The organism is Luteimonas sp. A277 (assembly GCF_054052045.1).
The window spans coordinates 37752-56452 of record NZ_JBSVRG010000003.1 but is presented as its reverse complement, the minus strand read 5'-3'; the positions used below and the strand labels follow the sequence as shown (position 1 = coordinate 56452).

Below are 18701 nucleotides of genomic sequence, written 5' to 3'. Positions count from 1 at the left end.
GGCATCCGCCTACGGGAACATCGCGTCGACCAGTTCGCGCATCGCGCCAAGCAGGGTCGGGTCGTCGCTCAGCGGCGAGACCACCGCTGCGTTGCATGCTTCGCGAACCCCGATGCCGCTGGCCACCAGGCGACCGGCGGCGATCAGCAGGCGCGTGCTCGGCACTTCGGCCAGACCGCGGTCGCGCAGTGAGCGTAAGCGGCCGGCAAGTTCCACCAGGGCTACCGCTGTGCCACTGTCCACGCCGCTTTCGGCAGCAACGATCGCCGCTTCGGTCGGTGCCTCTGGAAAATCGAGGTCGATGGCGACGAAGCGCTGGCGCGTGCTCGGCTTGAGGTCCTTGAGCATGCGCTGGTAGCCGGGGTTGTAGGAAATGATCAGCTGGAAGCCCGGCGCGGCCTCCAGGGTCTCGCCGGTGCGGTCGATCGGCAGGATGCGCCGGTAGTCCGTCAGCGGATGCAGCACCACGATGGTGTCCTGGCGCGCTTCGACCACTTCATCCAGATAGCAGATCGCGCCTTCGCGCACGGCTCGGGTCAGCGGTCCGTCCTGCCAAACCGTCTCGTCGTGGCGGATCAGGAACCGCCCGATCAGGTCGCTGGCGGTCAGGTCGTCATGGCACGCAACGGTGATCAGCGGCCGCCCAAGCCGCCACGCCATGTGCTCCACCAACCGGGTCTTGCCGCAGCCCGTGGGGCCCTTGAGCATCACCGCCAGGCCACCGGCGTGGCACTGCTGCACGATCTCGACCTCGTTGCCGGTGGGCAGGTAGTACGGTTCGGCCGTCTCCGGCCTCATGCGCTCATCCACCGATCAGCCATCCCCCAGCACAACAGGCCGGTCTTCGACAGCATCGTCGATCACCACGAAATGCGGCCGGTACCTGAAGAAGTCGAAGATGAACATGCCAACGCCTGTGGCGAACACCGTCGCGGTCAGGATCAGCATCAGGAAGTGCACCTGGATCTTGAGCTGGGCATCGAGGTAACCCATGCCCATGATCCGCTCCAGGTACACCTGGGCGATGCCCGCAGTCCCGAACGACAGCGTCATCCCGAACATGCCCGCCACCTGCAGCCAGAACGCCCAGTAGCCCAGCGGCGAATACCTGTCCTGCGGCCGGTTGGTCAGGCCCGGCAGCGCGTAGGTGATCATCGCCATGATGATCATCGCGTAGGCACCGTAGAACGCCGAGTGCGCGTGCATCGCGGTGATCAGCGTGCCATGGGTCCACTTGTTTACCGAAGGCCAGGTATGAGCCAGGCCGAGCAGCCCGGCGCCGAACAGCGCGAAGATGGCGCTGCCGATGGTCCAGTGCAGGGCCAGCGTGTTGGGATGCTTTACCCCGCCGCGCCGCATCGCCGCGTAGGCGTAGATCGCCATGGCCGCCAAGGCCAGCGGCTCCAGCGCGCTGAAGAAGCCGCCGACCGGCAGCCAGATCTGCGGTACGCCCACCCAGTAGTAGTGGTGCGCGGTGCCGAGGATGCCGGCGATGAACACCAGGCCCACGATCACGTACAGCCACTTCTCCATCACCTCGCGGTCGATGCCGGACAGGCGGATGAGCAGGTAGGCAAGGAAGCCGGCCATGATCATCATCCACACGCCCTCCACCCACAGGTGGATGGTCCACCAGCGGTAGAAGATCGAGACGGTGTAGTTCTCGTAGTACAGCAGCGCCGGGATGTAGAGCACCGCCGAAAGCCCCAGGCCCAGCAGCAGCACCCCTTCCGTCGTGGTCAGCCGCCGCGCCTTCTTGATCGTCATGCCGATGTTGTAGAGGAACATCACCATGCAGATGACGATCACGATCTTGTGCGGCAGCGGCTGCTCCAGCAGCTTGTTGCCGGTGCCGTAGCGGAACAGGTAGCCGATGACCGCGGTCACGCCCATCAGCGTCCACAGGGCGAGCTGCCAGTAGGCAAGCTTCACGCTGTACAGCTCGGTGCGCGATTCATCGGGCACCAGCCAGTAGGTGGCGCCCATGAAACCGGTGAGCACCCAGACGATCAGCAGGTTGGTGTGGATGGTCTTGGTGACGTCGAACGGGAGGATGTAGAGCAGCGGGTCCGGCCCCAGGTACTTGGTTGCAGACAGCAGGCCGAACACGATCTGCAGCCCGAACAGCACCATGGCCACGGCGAAGTACCAGTAAGCCACCGATTGGGACTTGTAACGCATGGAAGATCTCCCGGTGCCGGCGCAGGACGCCCGCCAGTCTTATTTCATCGATCCAAGGAAGGCCACGAGCTGCTCGATCTGTTCTTCGGTCAGGGTGTCCGGATAGGTGTTGGGCATGAAGGACGTGCCTTCCGCCGAGAACATCGCGCCGGGCACCAGGTGCGCGCTGGGCGCCACGATCGATTCGCGAATGTAGCCCTCGACGTCGGTCGCGCTGCCGCTGTAGTCCGGCGATGCCAGCGTCTGCGCCGCGCGCTCCGCCATGCCGGCCATCGACGGACCGGCGAGCTGGACGCCCGGCTGCAGCGAATGGCAGGCCGTGCAGACCGGCACCGCGGTGCCGAACAGGTTTTCGCCGATCGCGCGCGGGTCGCTGTCCGCGCGCACGGGCCTGACTTCCTGCGCCTCGGCCGCGCCCTCGGCCGTGCCCTGCGCGGCCACGACGACCGAGCCTCCGGACACCAGGATCGGACGCGGTGGCCAGCCCTGGTTGTCGACCTTCGACACCCAGTCCAGGAACTTGACCAGGTTCGCGATCTCGACCTCGCTGAGGTCCTGCGTCGGCATCAGGCGCCGATGGCGCTGCTCGTCATAGAACTGGGACGGATCACGCATGTAGGCCTTGAGGTAGGCCTCGCCGCGGTGCTGCGCGATCTTGGTCAGGTCCGGGGCGTAGTAGGCGCCTTCACCAAACAGGGTGTGACAGTTGATGCAGTTGTACTTGTGCCAGACATCCTTGCCGTGGGTGACCTCCGGCGTGATGTCCTGCGCATTGGTGAGCTCGCCAAAGCGCATGTGGCTGTGAATGGTCAGGCCAACGAAGGCAAGAGCGGCCAGGGCCGTTCCCACGATGGCGAAGATTCGGGACTGCCGCTTGTTCATGGGTCCTTCCTCAGACGCGGATCTCGGGCCAGTAGGAAATTGCCGTATAGCCGGCGTACACCACAGCCACCACCATCAGCAGCAGTACAACCTTCCCGACCCAGCGAAGGATTGACTCCAGGCTTGTCGCGTTCATTCGACTGCTCCCCGACCCGTGCGGGACACACTGTGGCACTGGTTGACAAAATGTGCATTGTGCGATGCAACGTTTTCCGCGCGCGTGGCGCGATCCTACTGGGCGTGGATTTCGTCGGCGACGATGTTTCCGTCGACCAGGGTGAGCGTGCGGTCGCAGGTTTCGGAAAGGCGCGGGTCGTGGGTGACCACCAGCACCGCGCAGCCGAACTGCTCGTTGAACCGGCGCAGCAGCTCGAACACTTCCGCAGCAGTCTTCGTATCCAGGTTGCCGGTGGGCTCATCGGCCAGCAGCAGCGACGGCCTGGTGACCAGGGCGCGGGCAATGGCCACGCGCTGCTGCTGGCCGCCGGACAGCTGGTCCGGCTTGCGGTCGAGATATTTCTCCAAGCCTACGTCGGCCAGCAGTCCGCGGGCGATGTCGGTCACCTCTCGATCGGGACGGCCGTTGGCCACCATCCACGGCATCAGCACGTTTTCCAGCGCGGTGAATGCACTGATCAGATGATGGAACTGGAACACGAAGCCGATATGCCGCCCACGCAGGGCGGTGCGCGCCTCGTCATCCATCTGGCGGGTGGGCTGGCCCTGCAGATAAAGTTCGCCATCGGTCGGGGAGTCGAGCAGGCCGATCAGGTTGAGCAACGTGCTTTTGCCCGATCCCGAGGGACCGACCAGCGCGGCGAAGTCGGCGCTGTCCAGGCGCATGTCGATGCCATGCAGCACCTCGACCTCGTTGGGCCGGCCGATGTTGTAGGACTTGCGCAGCCCCTCCAGGCGCAGCACTTCGGCGGCTTCAGCCACGGATCGCCTCCACCGGATCAAGTCGCGATGCGCGCGACGCAGGCACCATCGCGGCCGCTACGCCTGCGACGGTGGCCAGCGCCATCGCCGCAGGCACCAGCATCGGCGGCAGGGGCACATCGAACAGCCCCGGGCCGAGGTTGTTGAAAGCCCAGACGAGGCCGAATCCGGACAGCGCACCGATGGCCGAACCCGCCATGCCCAGCACCGCACCCTGCACCAGGAACACGCGCAGCATCTGCGCCCGCCGGGTGCCCATGGCGCGCAGGATGCCGATCTCGCGCGTTCGCTGGGCCACGCTTACCGCCAGCACGCTGGCGATGCCCAGCCCCACCGAGATCGCTACAAAGAAGCTGATCATGTTCGTCGACATGCTTTGCGAGCGAAGCGCGTTCATCAGCTGGGCGTTGGTTTCCATCCAGCTCTCGGCCTGCAGTCCGGTGAGCCCGTCCACCCGGCCAGCCATGCTGTCGGCGGCGAAGAGGTCCTGGACGGTCATGTCGATCACGGTCACGCCGCCAGGCAGGCCCAGCAGCGACTGCGCCTGCTTCAGGTCCACGTACACGTAGCGCGCATCCAGTTCCCGCACGCCCAGCTCGAAAATGCCGGCCACATTGACCACTACATCGCCACCGTCACCTGCCTGGAGGCGCAGTTTTCCGCCCAGGCGCAGGCCAAGATCCTCGGCCAGTTTCTTGCCGATCACGGCATTGCCAGAACCGACCTCAAGCCGCCCTTCCACCATGCTTTCATGCAGCGGGATCACCTGCAGGTAGCGGTCCAGGTCAACGCCGACCAGGGCCACGGATTCCAGTGCCTCACCGCGGCGGCCGAACGCGGGCCCGGACACCACCGGGGACACCGCAGTCACGCCCGGCAGGCGATCCAGTACATCAACGACCTGCAGCCAGTTGTCGATGGGACGCAGCGCCTGTGGGCGCGGATCCTCCAGCACCAGCTGCAGCGTTCCAGCCGCGGCCGGGGCAACCCGGTTCACTTCCCGTGGTGCTTCCACCCGTATGTGCGACTGGGTGCCCAGGGTGCGCTCGATGATGTTGTCCTGCAGCCCCGCGATCAGCGCGGTGACAAACACGATCACCGCCACGCCAACCGCGATGCCCAACAGGATCAGCAGCGTCTGCGCCCGGCCCTGGCGCAGGAAACGCATGGCGATGGTGGTCTCGATCCACATGGCTCAGTCGAACCGGACGGGCAGTTCACCGCGGGTGGCGCTGCTGCCCGGCTCCGGCAGGGGTTCGATGCTGATACGGGCGCGGCTGCCATCCTCCGGCAGCGCCGTCTGGTCGATGGCGCTGGCGGCCACTACGCGATCGCCTTCCTGCAGACCTTCCACCACCTCGCTCATCGCCAGCCCGCGCAGGCCCAGCTGCACTTGCGTGCGCTGCAGGCGACCACCGCGCAGCACCAGCACCGATGCACGGTCGGAGCCGGGGTCGGCGCCGATCAGCGCGTCGTTTGGCACTGCCAGCGCCTGGTCGCGACTGCCGGTGAGGATGGTGGCGGTGACCGTCATGTCCTGGCGTACGAAGTCGGCCGCCGGATCCAGCCGCAGACGTACATCCACCGTGCCGCGTGCGGGATCGATACCCGGCGCGATGTGATGCACGGTGGCCCGGAACGGGCGGCCCGGAAACGCGTCGGCAATACAGATGGCGGGCTGGCCCACGGCCAGCATCGACAGGTTTTTCTCGTCCAGCGGCAGCAGGATTTCACCCGGTGCATCGACGGCGATCTCCAGCAGCACGTCGCCCGGCACCACGGTGTCGCCCGGCTCCACCAGCCGGGTCAGCACGACGCCAGGGGCAGTGGCGCGGATTTCCGCACGCGAAAGCTCGGCTTCGGCCGCCTGCAGGCGTTCGCGCAGCTGTGCTTCGCGGGCCCCTCCGGCCAGTGATTGAAGGGCAAGGCGCGCCTGTTCGGCGGCAGCGCGGGCGGCCACTTCCACCTGCGCTGCCTCCTCCACGCTCTCGCGGGCTACCAGCTGTCGTTCGGCCAGCTCGCGGCGACGCGCATGGGCGCGTTCCGCCTGGGCCAAGTCGGCGCTGGCCTGGCGCAGACGCGCTTTGGCGTCGGGCCGGTCCGCCTCGCGGAGCGCAGCCAGTGCGGCGCGCGCCTCATCGCGGCGCGCTTCAAGATCACGGGCGCGCAGGGTCACCAGCACATCACCCGGCGCCACGCGGTCGCCGTCCATCACCCTGCGCTCAAGCACCAGCCCGGCGATCTCGGCGCCTACCTCGACGCGCGAGGGCGAGGCCACCCGGCCGGTGGCCACCACGTTCTGGACCATCGGTCCCGCCTGCACTTCGTAGCCGGGCAGCATCGGGCCGCGCAACGCCACAATGCCCCAGGCAACCAGCACCAGCGCCAGCACTGCGACCACTGCAATGGTCCACTTTTTCGGCGCGCGCATCAGCTTCCCATGGCCACTTGGAGAAGCGGCATATTGGCTGGAACCGCAGCTCCGCGCCAACGACGCGGCCAACCCGGCCACCCGCGCATCGTCGGGAGGACCCTCATTGCTCCGCGACAGGCCCAGGGTGAGCTTGCCGATCGACTCCATTTTTTGTGATGCGTGGAGCAGCCGCGAATCGAAAGGATGAATGCTTCATGGGCATTTTCGTGCCCACGGCTCGCGTTCAGCATCTTTTCGCGCCGGCTCCACGCGTCCGGCCCAATGATCAACCACCCCCAACCCCCGGAGCCCCACCATGCCCATCAAGACAATGGAAGAACTTTTCATCCACGACCTGTCCGACACCTACAGCGCCGAGAAGCAGATGTCCAAGGCGCTTCCGAAGCTGGCAAAAGCGGTCGAGAACGAGCAGCTCGCAGCCGCTTTCGAGGCCCACCTGGAGGAAACCCTGGTGCAGATCGAGCGCATCGAGGAAGTGGCGCAGACGCTGGGGTTCAAGCTGAAGCGCATCAAGTGCGAGGCGATGGAGGGCCTGGTGGAAGAAAGCAAGGACACCATCGAGAAGATCGAAGAAGGCCCGGTGCGTGACGCCGCGCTGATCGGCGGCGCGCAGAAGGTCGAGCATTACGAGATTGCCGCCTACGGCACCCTGTGCGCGATGGCCAAGCAGCTCGGCTACAAGGATGCCCTGCCCCTGCTGAAAGCCTCACTGGATGAAGAAAAGGCGACCGACGAAAAGCTCACCATGTTGGCCGAAGGTGGCGGCAATCAGCGCGCCGCCAAGGCCGCATGATCAGCACTTCACGACGCTGATGTCACCCGATGTCTCCAACATTGCCAGATCCACTTCCGATATGTCCTGGCAGCCGGCGTCACGCATCGCGATCTCCAGATCACTCAGCGTCAGTGATTGACGGCGAAGCTCGTCATCAAAGACCTTGCCGTACCGTGCGAGCACCACCGGCCGCCCCTCCACCACACTGTCGAACAGCTTCCATCGCGCGCTGATGAAGCCCACCAGCCAGTTCAGGCCCAGCAGGGTGGCCGCCAAAATCAGGCCGCCCACGAGCGACGTGTCGTCGCTGATAAGCGAGTTCTGCACAGCGGTGCCGAGCAGGACCACCACGATCAGGTCGAACGGGGTGTACTGGCCCACCGTGCGCTTGCCCACGATACGCACCAACACCAGCACCGCCACATAGACGGCAACGGCCCGGACGATAAATTCGTACCAGGGCACGCTCATCGAGAACAGGCTTTCCAGCAGGTCTTCCATGTTTCCTCCTAACAGCCCGCGCCACCGCAGCGGTCGGCGACTCGGTGACTTCCGGCACCACTTCCTCCTCCAGCACCCGCGGCATCGGCGGGGCCGCTGTTGCTGCGCGCGGCGTTTTTTGATTTGGGGCGCGGGAGGGACTGCCCTTTCTCTGTAGCCATCGGAAAACACCTGGGGAGTGAAAGCCAAGCTCCGCCATCCCCAGTGAAACCCCGGTGATATTTCCACCGATCGGCAGGAGCGCGCGTGGCGCGCTCCTACGAGGGATGGGGTGCTATTGGATCAGTGGAAATCGCGGCTGCGCACATCGAGCTTGCCGAGCAGCGGCGTGAGGTCATGCAGGCGATGGGCCACCAGGTGCCGCACGCCGTTTTCGGCCTCCAGCTTCCCCTCCACCATCAGCAGCTGCGCCTCCAGGAACGGGCGGCGCTGGCGCTCGGCCAGCTGGCGCCAGACCACCACGTTGATCATGCCGTGCTCGTCTTCCAGGGTGACGAAGGTGACCCCGCTCGCGGTTTGCGGGCGCTGTCGTCCCACCACAATGCCGGCCGCGCGGATGTTGCGCCCATGGGGAATGTCGGCCAGGTCACGCGAGCTGCGGCACCGCCGCTCGCGCAGCCGGGCGCGCAACAGCGCCATCGGATGCCGGCCCAGAGTGGTGCCGACGGTGGCGTAATCGGCAAACAGATCCTGGCCGGCTGTGGGCAGCGGCAGCGCCACCTGTTGCTCGCGCGGCTGCGTGGCCGCATCCAGCAGCGGGCGACGCTCTTCCACCCCGGCCACCGCCCAGCGCGCGCGGTGGCGGTGGCCGGCCAGGCCGCGCAGGGCACCGGCGTCAGCGAGCAGCTCGCGTGCACGCGCTTCCAGAGCCGCCCGTTCACTCAGGTCTTCCACACCGTCGAATGACCGGGACACGCGCACCTGTTCAATCCTGTGCGCGTCCTCTTGCCGGAATCCGCGCACCATCCGCAGCCCCATGCGCAGGGCAAACCCCTTCTTGCCATCCTGCTCCAGCGTTGAGTCCCAGCAGCTCCAGCGCACATCCACCGGCCGCACTTGGCCGCCGTGCCGGCGCAGGTCCTGCAGGATCTGGTCGGCGCTGTAGAAGCCCATGGGCTGGCTGTTGACCAGGGCGCAGGCGAAGGCGACCGGATACTTCCGCTTGAGCCAGCAGCTAGCCCAGGTAAGCAGGGCAAAGCTGGCGGCGTGCGATTCGGGGAAGCCGTAGCTGCCAAAGCCCTTGATCTGTTCGAAGATGCGGGCGGCGAACTCGGCTGAGTAGCCGCGCTCCAGCATGCCCGCGGTCAGCTTGTCGCGATGATGCTCCAGCCCGCCGTGGCGCTTCCACGCGGCCATGGAGCGGCGCAGGTCGTCGGCCTGGCCGGGCGAGTAGCCGGCGGCCACCACCGCCAACTCCATCACCTGTTCCTGGAACAGGGGCACGCCGAGGGTGCGTTTGAACACCTTTTCCAGCTCCGGCGAGGGATAGGTCACCGGCTCCTCGCCGCTGCGCCGGCGCAGGTAGGGGTGGACCATGTCGCCCTGGATCGGTCCCGGGCGCACGATCGCCACCTGGATCACCAGGTCGTAGAACCGCCTCGGTCGCAGCCGCGGCAGCATCGCCATCTGCGCCCGCGATTCGATCTGGAAGGTGCCGATGGTGTCGGCGCGGCCGATCATCTCCCAGGTGTCATCGTCGCTGCCGGGGATGCTGGCCAGATCCCAGCGACGGCCGTGGTGCTCTTTCACCAGGTCAAAGCAGCGGCGCAGCGCGGTGAGCATGCCCAGCGCCAGGATGTCGACCTTGAGCAGGCCGAGCGCATCCAGGTCGTCCTTGTCCCACTGCACCACGGTGCGCCCCTCCATGCTGGCGTTTTCCACCGGCACCAGCTCATGCAACGGCTGTTCGCTGATCACGAAACCGCCCGGATGCTGGGACAGGTGGCGGGGGAAACCGATCAGCTCGCCAGCCAGCACCAGGATCCGGTGCAGCAGCGGGCTGTCCGGATCAAAGCCGTGTTCGCGCAGGCGCTCCGGCGCGGGCAGCGCATCGCTCCAGTGGCCGATGCAGCCCGCCAGCGCATCGATCTGGTCCGGCGGCATGCCCAGCACCCGCGCCACGTCCCGCACCGCCCCCGCGCCGCGGTAGCTGCTGGCCACCGCGGTGAGCGCGGCGCGGTGGCGGCCATAGCGCCCGAACACGTACTGGATGACTTCCTCGCGCCGCTCGTGCTCGAAATCGACGTCGATGTCCGGCGGCTCGTTGCGTTCGCGCGAGATGAAGCGCTCGAACAGCATGCCGATCCGGTCCGGGTCGATCGCGGTGATGCCCAGCGCGTAGCAGACCACCGAATTGGCAGCCGAACCGCGCCCCTGGCAGAGGATGTCGCGGCTGCGGGCAAAGCGAACGATGTCGTGCACGGTGAGGAAGTAACTTTCGTAGCCGAGCTCGGTGATCAGCGCCAGTTCCTTCTCCACCAGCGCCCGCGCCTTGTCCGGCACGCCGTCGGGCCAGCGCCAGCGCACGCCTTCTCCGGTCAGCGCACGCAGCCACGAAGCCGGGGTATGGCCCTGCGGCACCAGCTCATGCGGATACCGGTAGCGGAGCTCGCCCAGGTTGAAGCGGCAGCGGCCGGCGATGCGCACGCTTTCTTCCAGCAGCTCCGGTGGATACAGCTCCCTCAACGCCGGCAGCGGTCGCAGGTGGCGCTCGCCATTGGGAAACAGCCTCCAGCCGGCTTCGGCCACGGTGGTGCGGTGACGGATCGCGGTCATTACGTCCTGCAGCGCGCGCCGCCCGCGCGCGTGCATGTGCACATCGCCCGCGGCCACCAGCGGAATGCCGAGGCTTTCCCCCAGCGTCTGCAACACTGTCAGCCGGGCGGCATCGTCCGGTCCACGGTGCAGTTCCACCGCGATCCACAAGCGCCCGGGGAACAGCTGCTTCAACCAGCCGGCGTGTTCATCCTGCACGGCCGCGCCTTCCGCTTCCTTTGCGTTGAAGCTTTCTTCCGGGATCCACAGGGCAAGCAGCCCGTCGACGCCTGCCTCGAAGTCCTCGCGCAACAGCCGGTATTCACCCTTGGACGCGCGCCGCCGGGCGGCAGTGATGATCCGGCACAGCGCCTGGTAGCCGGTCAGGTCCTCGACCAGCAGCACCAATTTCGGTCCGTCTTCCACGCGCATCTCGCTGCCCACCACCAGCGCCAGCCCGGCCTTCTTCGCCGCCTGCCAGGCGCGCACGATCCCGGCCAGCGTGCACTCATCGGTGATCGCCAGCGCCTGGTAGCCATGTCGCTTGGCCCGCTCGAACAGTTCCGCGGCGCTGGAGGCCCCGCGCTGGAAGCTGAAGTTGGACAGGCAATGCAGCTCGGCGTAGTCCAGGCTCATGCGAACCACCCGTGCAGCCACCAGCCGCCCTCGCCGCGCACCGGCTGGTACACCCAGGCCTTCTGCCCGGTAGACAAGTGTGCAATGCGGTAGTCGCGGCGTACGTCACCACCATCCCACCAGCCGGTTTCGATGCGCTCGCCGCCTTCCAGCTCCCGCGGAGGTGGGCCGCGCAGCGGGATCGGATGCGGCAGCAACCAGCCCGGCCGTGGGGCCTGCAGGGAGGGGGCGGCAGCGCTTCCGGATTCGGGAAGCCAGGCTTTTTCCGGCCGGTGGTCGGCGTGCACGCCCAGCCCATGCACCGCGTCCTCACCCAGGCGCGCGCGCAGCCGTTCGCGCAGCTGCTCCCAGGCCATCGCCTGCTGTGGGCGCTCATCGAACAGTTCGCGGTGCGCGGGCACGAATGCGGGCAACTCGTCGGCCACCAACGCCAGCGCACGCACCGCGGCCGGCACCCGCGCCTGCTCCAGCCGCCCGCGGGCGAGTTCAAACAGCATCGCCTCTTCACGCTCGGGCGCCAGCAGGCCCACCGGCACCTTCGTATCGGCGCGCCCGTCGTGCTCAAGCAGCAGGCTGAAGCGCTGCACCCCGCCATCGCGCCCGGCCAGGTACGCGGCCAGGTCCGAGGTCAGCCGCCGCAGCGGAAACAGCAGCGCCTGCGAGGATGCCGTCTCGTGACCCAGCTCGATGCGCATGTCGAAACGGTCCGGCGGCCGGTACCAGTCCAGTACCACCTCACGCTCACCCGTCAGCTCATCCAGGTGCTGCAGCACCTGGGCCGGAAACCTGCGGACGATGGCATCGCGCGGCAGGGCCATCACTTCACGCAGGCTGCGCAGCCCCATGCGCGCAAACGCGGCCGCCGCCTCGGGCGCAAAGCCGGCGCGCTCCACGGGGAGCTGGCCCAGCACGCGCCGCAACGGCGCCCCGGCATCGACTGCCAGTCCATCGTGGGCATTGGCCAGCGCCCGTGCCGCGACCGGGTTTGGTGCAGCCACGATCCGATGGGCGAAACCGAGCTGCGTCAGCTCTTCCCGCAGCCTGGCCTCAAACCGCCGCCACGGGCCAAACAGCCCCAGGCTGCCCTGGATCTCCACCATCAGCGCATGCGGCCAGCGGGGACTGACCTGCGAGCTGAAGCGGTAGGCCCACGCGGCCAGGAAGCGGTGCCAGCGCGCCTCTTCATCGGGATCGTGATCACGGGTCGCCAGACCGTGGGCCAACGCCTGCGCCGCGGTCAGCGCCATGCCCCGGCGCAGGCCCAGTGCCCGTGCGGCGGGATTGACCGCATGCAGCACCCGCCGCTGGCGCGCGCCGGATACCAGCGCCAACGGCGCCTCCGGATTGGCACAGCGTCGCAGCACGCCGTCCAGCGCCAGCCGCGGCAACAGGATGCAGGCCCAGCGCATGGCTCAGCCCTTGCGCCCGATCCAGCGGATCGCAGCCCCGGCGTTGGCAGGCGCGGCACCGGATGGAGCAGCACCGAATGGAATGGGCTGCGGCGGTGCCAGCCCGCCGCGGCACTTGAGCACCCGCAGCTGCGACGGGCGCGCATCGATCGCGATCCGCAGCGCCGCCGGGGAAGGATTGCGCGCCGCCACCAGCGGGCGGGTCGCCAGGCCCAGGGTGCGACCGGCCTCGGCTGCCACCTGCAGCCGGCGCAGCGCACGGTCATCGGCCTTCAGCGGCCAGCACAACACCGCACCGCAGCTGCCTGATCGCAGGCACTGCTCGGTGGCCCACAGCGCATCGCGCTCCGTGGCGGCCTCCACCACTTCCATCTGGCGCAGGTCCACGCCCGCCGCTTGCCAGGCCGGAGCAAACGGCACGTACGGCGGCGCCACCAGCACCATCCGTTCTCCCGCCCGGCTCAGCCGCGCCAGCACCGGCCACAGCAACTGCAGCTCGCCTACCCCGTCAACCGGAACCAGGATCTCGCTCAACGCCCCCTCCGGCCAGCCGCCCGCGGGCAACACCGCATCCAGTGCCCCATGTCCAGTGGGCTGGCCTTCGGCCGGGCGCGGGGGCGGCCGCCCCTTCCAGATCCGGCGCTGCTCGACCAGCGCATCAATGGCGATCACCGCGCCCATCTCAGCCCCGCCGCACCAGACCGCAGAACACGCCTTCAATGGCGAAGTCCTGGCCCGGCTCGACCACGATCGGCGCATAGGCGGGATTGCGCGGCAGCAGCCGCAGCGCATCGGCCGAGCGCGACAGCCGCTTGATGGTCAGTTCCCCGTCCAGCCGCGCCACCACCGTCTGCCCGTCGCGGGCATCGGCGCTGCGCTTCACCCCCACCAGGTCGCCATCGAGGATGCCGTCGTCGATCATCGAATCGCCCTGCACCCGCAGCAGGTAATCGGGCACGGAGGAAAACAGCCGCGCATCCAGGCTCAGCGTGTCCACCAGTCCCGCATCGGCCCCGATCGGCGCACCCGCCGCCACCCGGCCCAGCACCGGCACCCGCAGCAAGTCGGCCCGCGCCCGCATCCCCGCCGGTCTCACTCCGCGCGCCTGCCCCGGCACAAAATCCACCAGCCCGGCCTCCGCCAGCGCCAGCACGTGCTTGCGCGCCGCCCCGCGCGAAGCCAGGCCGGCGGCCTCGGCAATCTCGGCCAGCGTGGGCGGCTGGCCATGGTTGGCCACCCGGTCACGGATGAACGAGAGGATGGCGGCGCGGCGGGGACTCAGGGCTGGGCTCATGGGGTACATTTGTACTCTAACTGCGGGAATTTGTCCTCCTCCCCCACTTCCCAAAGAGGCTTCGCAAACGACGTGGGACGTGCCCCGGGCTGGGGGCATTGCTACGCCCGTGGAGGAAACATCCTGTTTCCACACGGGGGCGCGCCGTCCCTGGCGCGCTTGCTCCGCAATACCCCCAGCCCGGGGCACTTCTTCACGATTACGGGCTTCGGCAGGCAAAGATCACTCCACGTCCATCCGCAGCCCAAATCCACGTGCTTCCATCCTGAACGCGGGCAGGGTCTACTGGATGGGCACCTCTACCCAGCTCCAGCCTCTCCCGCAATGACCTTCGCCTTCGTCACCCTGCTCGATTTCATCGGCACCTTTGCCTTCGCCATCAGCGGCGGTCTGGTGGCCGTGCGTCACCGCCTGGACCTGTTCGGCGTGCTGGTGCTTTCCTTTGCCGCCGCTACCGCCGGCGGCATGACCCGCGACATCGTGCTGGGCGTGACCCCCGTGGCCGTGGCCGACTGGCGCTACCTGGCCATTTCCCTCGCCGCCGGCCTGCTCACCTTCTTTCGCCACGGACAGGTGGAACGGATGCGCAACCCGGTGCAGCTCACCGACGCCATCGGCCTGGCCCTGTTCGCGGTGATTGGCTCGGACAAGGCTCTGCACGCGGGAATCGGGCCGGTGGGCGCGGTGATGATGGGGATCCTGTCTGGCATCGGCGGCGGCATCGTGCGCGATGTGCTGGTGGCGCAGGTGCCTACCGTCCTGCGCTACGAGCTGTACGCGCTGGCGGCGCTGGCGGCTTCGGTGGTGATGGTCATTGGCCACGAACTCGACCTGCCCCATGCACCGGTAGCGGTCGCAGGCGCGACGCTGTGCTTCACCCTGCGCTGGCTGGCAGTGCGGCGGGGGTGGCGGCTGCCGGTCGCGAGGGGCCGCGGGGACTGAAGTACGGGGCACGCTGAAGTCACGCGGCTTCGCGCGCATGGCGCGCTCCTACGGGGAGGCAGCCTTTCCGTTTTTTACCGGGAGCGTGACGACCATGACGGTCATGTCGTCGGGGTCGGCGGTCACGTTAAAGCCCAGGTGTCGGCACATCGAGAGCATGGTGGTGTTCTCGCGCAGCACCTGGCCTTCGATCACATCCAGACCAAGCCAGTCGGCCAGCTCGACCATGATCTGCATCAGCTGCCAGCCCAGGCCCGCACCCTTCAGGTCGGAGCGAACCATGATCCCGTACTCGCCCCGGTCGTAATTGGCATCTGATACCAGTCGCACCGCGCCCAGCATTTCGCCGGTCTCCGGATTGATCGCCGCCAGCGCCATCTGCCGCGCGTAGTCCAGCTGGGTCAGGCGGGCGATGAACTCGTGGCTGAAATCGCGCACCGCCTGGAAGAATCGCAGGCGCAGGTCATCGGCCGTGACCTTTTCAAAGAACCTGCGGAACATCGCCTCGTCCTCCGGGCGCACGGGCCGCACGAAGGCCTGCTTGCCATTGGCCAAGGTGATGTTGCGTTCCCATTCCCGCGGATAGGGCAGAACCGCGAAACGCGGATGGCCGCGGCCCCGGTGCAGCCTGCGTGAGGGCGCAACCGACACCCGCGCATCCACCGCAACCACGCCGTCACGATCGGCCAGCAGCGGATTGATATCCACCTCCAGCACTTCCGGCAGGTCGGCCGCCAGCTGGGCCAGCTTGACCAGCACCAGCGCCACCGCGCGCTCATCCGCGGCGGGCACATCGCGGTAGGACTTGAGGATGCGCGACACCCGGGTGCGGCCGATCATCTCGTGGGCCAGGCGCAGGTCCAGCGGCGGCAGCGCCAGCGCCTTGTCGTCGATCATTTCCACGGCCACCCCGCCGCGCCCGAACACCACTACCGGACCGAACACCGGGTCGTCGGCGATGCCGGCAATCAGCTCGCGCGCCTTGGGCCGCACGATCATCGGCTGCACGCTCAAACCTTCAATGCTGGCATCCGGTCGCAGTTCGGTGGCCCGCTGCAGAATCGCCGTGGCGGCCTCGCGCACGCCTTCGACACTGACCAGGTTCAGGCGCACGCCATCCACATCGGACTTGTGCGGAATATCCGCTGAGAGCACCTTCACCGCCACTGCTGAGCCAGCCGCCAGCAGCGCTCCGGCAGCCTGTGCAGCCGCCTCGGGATCCGTGGCCAACACGCTGGGCGCATAAGGAATGTCATAGGCCGCGAACAGCTCGGCCACCTCCATCGGATCCAGCCAGGTCCGGCCCGCCTCCAGCACCCGCTGCACCAGCGCCTGGGCGGCGGCGAGGTCGACGGTGAAGTCGTCGGGCAGGCTGGGCGGGGTTTCGCGCAGCGCGGCCTGCGCCTGGCGGTGCCGGGCCAGATACATGAAGCCACGCACCGCCTCGGCCTCGGTGGCGTAGGTAGGCACCCCCGCCGCGCCCAGGATACTTTCGGCCTCGCCGTCTGCGCCCATCCAGACCGCCAGCGTCGGCTTGCGCCGCGCCTTGGCCGGGTGCGCCCGCAACGTGTCGGCCACCGCCCGGGCGGTGTCCTGCGGTTGCGAGAGCACCGTGGGCACGTGGATGGCGAGCACCGCATCGGCGCCGTCGTCATGCAGCAACGCTTCCATGGCCTGCGCATAGCGCTCGCCATCCGCATCGCCCAGTACATCAACGGGATTGGTCCGCGACCAGCCGCGCTGCAGCAGCCCGTCGAGGGTTTCCACCGTCTGCCCTGACAATTCCGCCGGCCGGCCACCCGCGTCCACCAGCCGGTCCAGGGCCAGCATGCCGGTGCCCACGCCGTTGGTCAGTACCGCCATCCGGTCGCCCGGCAGGCTCACCAGGTGCGAGAGCGTCTCGGCAGCGGCAAACAGTTCGTCCAGCGCATGCACCCGCAGCACGCCCGCGCGGCGGAAGGCGCTGTCATACACGTGGTCCGGCAGGGCAAGGGCGGCGGCATGGGTCTGTGCGGCGCTGGCCCGGGGCGCATGGCGACCGGATTTGACCACCACCACGGGCTTGGCGCGGGCAGCCGCGCGGGCGGCGGAGAGGAATTTGCGCGCATCGCGCACGTGTTCGATGTAGAGCAGGATCGCGCGGGTGCGATAGTCGGTGGCGAACCAGTCGAGCATGTCGGCGAAATCGACATCAATGGCATCGCCTAATGAGATCGCCGCCGAGAACCCGATCGAGCGGGTATGTGCCCACTCCAGCACAGCTGCGGCAACGGCACCCGACTGGGAGACCAGGGCCAGATCGCCCGGTTGCGGACGCTGCGCGGCAAAACTGGCGAACAGCTTCGAATGCGGCGCCACCACGCCCAGGCAGTTGGGGCCCACGATGCGCAGCCCGCGCGGGCGGGCCACCGCTTCCAACGCGGCGTTGTAAGACTCCGGTCCCGAACCCATACCTCGGGTCAGTACCACCACGGCGCGGGCGCCACAGTCAGCCGCCACCCCGGCCACCTTTGCCACCGCCCTTGGCGGCACGGCGATCACCACCAGGTCGGGCTTGAAGCCCAGTTCGGGCATGCGCTTTACCGTGCGGACGCCTTCGACCTCCGGATAGCGGGCATTGACCACGCCCACCGGGCCGGCGAAGCCGCCCTCAAGCAGCTGCCGCAGCACCAGCCGGCCCAGCGAGCGTTCCCGCGGGCTGGCACCCACCAGCGCGATTGACCGTGGGCGGAAGACGGCGTCGAGGGAATAGGTGCTCACGGAAGACCGAATGCAGGAGGGACCGCCACCTTACTACCGGACGCCGGGGTTCCGGAGCCGGCGCGGTATCCTGTTGTCCCCCACTGATATTCCCCACGTCTGCCATGTCCATGCATATCTACAAGGTGTTCACCATTGAAGCCGCGCACCGGCTGCCGAACGTGCCCGAGGGCCACAAGTGCGCGCGCCTGCATGGGCATTCCTTCCGGATCGAGCTGCACGTGACCGGTGAGCCGGGCGAGCACACCGGCTGGATCATGGATTTCGCCGACCTCAAGGCCGCCTTCCGCCCGCTGTACCAGCAGCTCGACCACAACTACCTCAATGACATCGAGGGCCTGGAAAACCCCACCAGCGAACGGCTGGCCATGTGGATCTGGGACCGGCTCAAGCCGGTGGTGCCGGAGCTGGACGAGGTGGTGGTGCACGAGACCTGCACCGCGGGCTGTCGCTACCGCGGACCCTGAGCCGGGGCCCGCAACACCGCGCTTGAAGCCGGAAACCAGGCGGAACCACGAAAGTGAACGGTTCCTGCAGTGGCACGACCGAAATATGTTGCATCGCAACAAAAGCTGGGATATGGTGCATCGCACAAACCGGCAAAAGCCTGCCGGCCCCAAAGCCCCAGGAGAACCGCCATGAACCAGTACAACCAGTACAACGAACAGTTCGCCACCGCGACGCGCCAGTTCGCCGACACCGCAGCCCAGGTCAACCAGCTGGCCCTGCAGAATGCCGAGAAGGTGTTCGCGCTGCAGATGAGCACTCTGGAAGAAAGCGTCAACGCGGCGTTTGCCTTCTTCGGTCAGGCGACCGAAGCCCGCGACGGCGACAGCTACAAGAACCTGTGGCCGAAGGGCGTGCAGGTTGCCCGCGAGAACGTCGAGCGCAGCATCAATGCCGGCCAGGAAGCCCTCGCCAGCACGCTGAAGACCAACGAAGCCATCGGCCAGATCGCCAAGGGCCAGATCGAAGCCGCCACCGAGCAGGCCAAGGACGTTGCTTCCAAGGCTGCCAAGGCCACCCGCAAGAGCTGATCGAACGACCTGCTGCCGCCTCTCTCCGGCAGCGTCGTTTCCCCCGGAACCCGGTCGCGCAAGCGGCCGGGTTTTTTCATGGGTGCCGTTCGGCAACCAGACCCATGCGCATACGCTGGCCTGACTACCGGATAGTGGCTAGGATTACCGGCAGCCA

The 18701-nt window shown here is 67.6% G+C and carries 17 protein-coding genes; 4 read left to right on the top strand and 13 right to left on the bottom strand.

Annotated features, from left to right (window positions below; genetic code table 11):
• Positions 1–9 precede the first annotated feature (9 nt).
• From ACW7G2_RS03935 to ACW7G2_RS03905, 7 genes are all read right to left on the bottom strand, one after another.
• Complete coding sequence (locus ACW7G2_RS03935) at positions 10–798, bottom strand: AAA family ATPase (RefSeq protein ID WP_456972954.1); 789 nt, start codon at positions 796–798, stop codon at positions 10–12.
• 15 nt (positions 799–813) lie between these two features.
• Complete coding sequence (locus tag ACW7G2_RS03930; protein ID WP_456972952.1) at positions 814–2181, bottom strand: cbb3-type cytochrome c oxidase subunit I; 1368 nt, start codon at positions 2179–2181, stop codon at positions 814–816.
• 39 nt (positions 2182–2220) lie between these two features.
• Positions 2221–3063 carry a c-type cytochrome gene (locus tag ACW7G2_RS03925; protein WP_456972950.1) on the bottom strand — a complete coding sequence of 281 codons (843 nt, stop codon included), beginning with the start codon at positions 3061–3063 and terminating at the stop codon, positions 2221–2223.
• A 10-nt stretch (positions 3064–3073) separates the two neighbouring features.
• Positions 3074–3199, bottom strand: coding sequence for a hypothetical protein (locus ACW7G2_RS03920; protein ID WP_456972948.1), 126 nt, complete (start codon positions 3197–3199; stop codon positions 3074–3076).
• A 95-nt stretch (positions 3200–3294) separates the two neighbouring features.
• Positions 3295–4002: an ABC transporter ATP-binding protein gene (locus ACW7G2_RS03915; RefSeq protein WP_456972946.1), complete on the bottom strand. Its 708-nt coding sequence runs from the start codon at positions 4000–4002 to the stop codon at positions 3295–3297.
• A complete protein-coding gene (locus ACW7G2_RS03910) occupies positions 3995–5194 on the bottom strand; it encodes an ABC transporter permease (RefSeq protein ID WP_456972944.1) in 1200 nt (399 codons plus the stop codon). The genes ACW7G2_RS03915 and ACW7G2_RS03910 overlap by 8 nt, the downstream gene beginning before the upstream one ends.
• A gap of 3 nt (positions 5195–5197) precedes the next feature.
• Positions 5198–6583, bottom strand: a complete 1386-nt coding sequence (locus tag ACW7G2_RS03905; RefSeq protein ID WP_456972942.1) for an efflux RND transporter periplasmic adaptor subunit — start codon at positions 6581–6583, stop codon at positions 5198–5200.
• 148 nt (positions 6584–6731) lie between these two features.
• Between ACW7G2_RS03905 and ACW7G2_RS03900 the strand changes: the two genes are divergently transcribed.
• Positions 6732–7229: a YciE/YciF ferroxidase family protein gene (locus tag ACW7G2_RS03900; protein WP_456972940.1), complete on the top strand. Its 498-nt coding sequence runs from the start codon at positions 6732–6734 to the stop codon at positions 7227–7229.
• Here ACW7G2_RS03900 and ACW7G2_RS03895 read toward each other — a convergent pair whose 3' ends face one another.
• From ACW7G2_RS03895 to lexA, 5 genes are all read right to left on the bottom strand, one after another.
• A complete protein-coding gene (locus tag ACW7G2_RS03895) occupies positions 7230–7700 on the bottom strand; it encodes a DUF421 domain-containing protein (protein WP_456973324.1) in 471 nt (156 codons plus the stop codon).
• A 294-nt stretch (positions 7701–7994) separates the two neighbouring features.
• Positions 7995–11123 carry an error-prone DNA polymerase gene (locus ACW7G2_RS03890; protein WP_456972938.1) on the bottom strand — a complete coding sequence of 1043 codons (3129 nt, stop codon included), beginning with the start codon at positions 11121–11123 and terminating at the stop codon, positions 7995–7997.
• The gene (locus ACW7G2_RS03885; RefSeq protein ID WP_456972936.1) at positions 11099–12511 is read right to left on the bottom strand and encodes a Y-family DNA polymerase; all 1413 of its coding nucleotides are present in this window, start codon (positions 12509–12511) and stop codon (positions 11099–11101) included. The genes ACW7G2_RS03890 and ACW7G2_RS03885 overlap by 25 nt, the downstream gene beginning before the upstream one ends.
• Before the next feature lie 3 nt (positions 12512–12514).
• Positions 12515–13192: a translesion DNA synthesis-associated protein ImuA gene (gene imuA, locus ACW7G2_RS03880; RefSeq protein WP_456972934.1), complete on the bottom strand. Its 678-nt coding sequence runs from the start codon at positions 13190–13192 to the stop codon at positions 12515–12517.
• Between the two features lies 1 nt (position 13193).
• On the bottom strand, positions 13194–13814 hold the full coding sequence (lexA, locus tag ACW7G2_RS03875; protein WP_456972933.1) for a transcriptional repressor LexA: 621 nt from the start codon (positions 13812–13814) through the stop codon (positions 13194–13196).
• 315 nt (positions 13815–14129) lie between these two features.
• Between lexA and ACW7G2_RS03870 the strand changes: the two genes are divergently transcribed.
• Positions 14130–14747, top strand: a complete 618-nt coding sequence (locus tag ACW7G2_RS03870) for a trimeric intracellular cation channel family protein (protein WP_456972932.1) — start codon at positions 14130–14132, stop codon at positions 14745–14747.
• Between the two features lie 48 nt (positions 14748–14795).
• On the opposite strand, the gene ACW7G2_RS03865 is transcribed toward ACW7G2_RS03870, so the two are convergent.
• Complete coding sequence (locus ACW7G2_RS03865; RefSeq protein WP_456972930.1) at positions 14796–17507, bottom strand: bifunctional acetate--CoA ligase family protein/GNAT family N-acetyltransferase; 2712 nt, start codon at positions 17505–17507, stop codon at positions 14796–14798.
• Positions 17508–17617: 110 nt separating this feature from the next.
• On the opposite strand from ACW7G2_RS03865, the gene queD reads away from it, so the two are divergent.
• The gene (queD, locus tag ACW7G2_RS03860) at positions 17618–17974 is read left to right on the top strand and encodes a 6-carboxytetrahydropterin synthase QueD (RefSeq protein WP_456972928.1); all 357 of its coding nucleotides are present in this window, start codon (positions 17618–17620) and stop codon (positions 17972–17974) included.
• A gap of 171 nt (positions 17975–18145) precedes the next feature.
• Positions 18146–18544, top strand: a complete 399-nt coding sequence (locus ACW7G2_RS03855; RefSeq protein ID WP_456972926.1) for a phasin family protein — start codon at positions 18146–18148, stop codon at positions 18542–18544.
• The last annotated feature ends 157 nt before the right edge of the window (positions 18545–18701 follow it).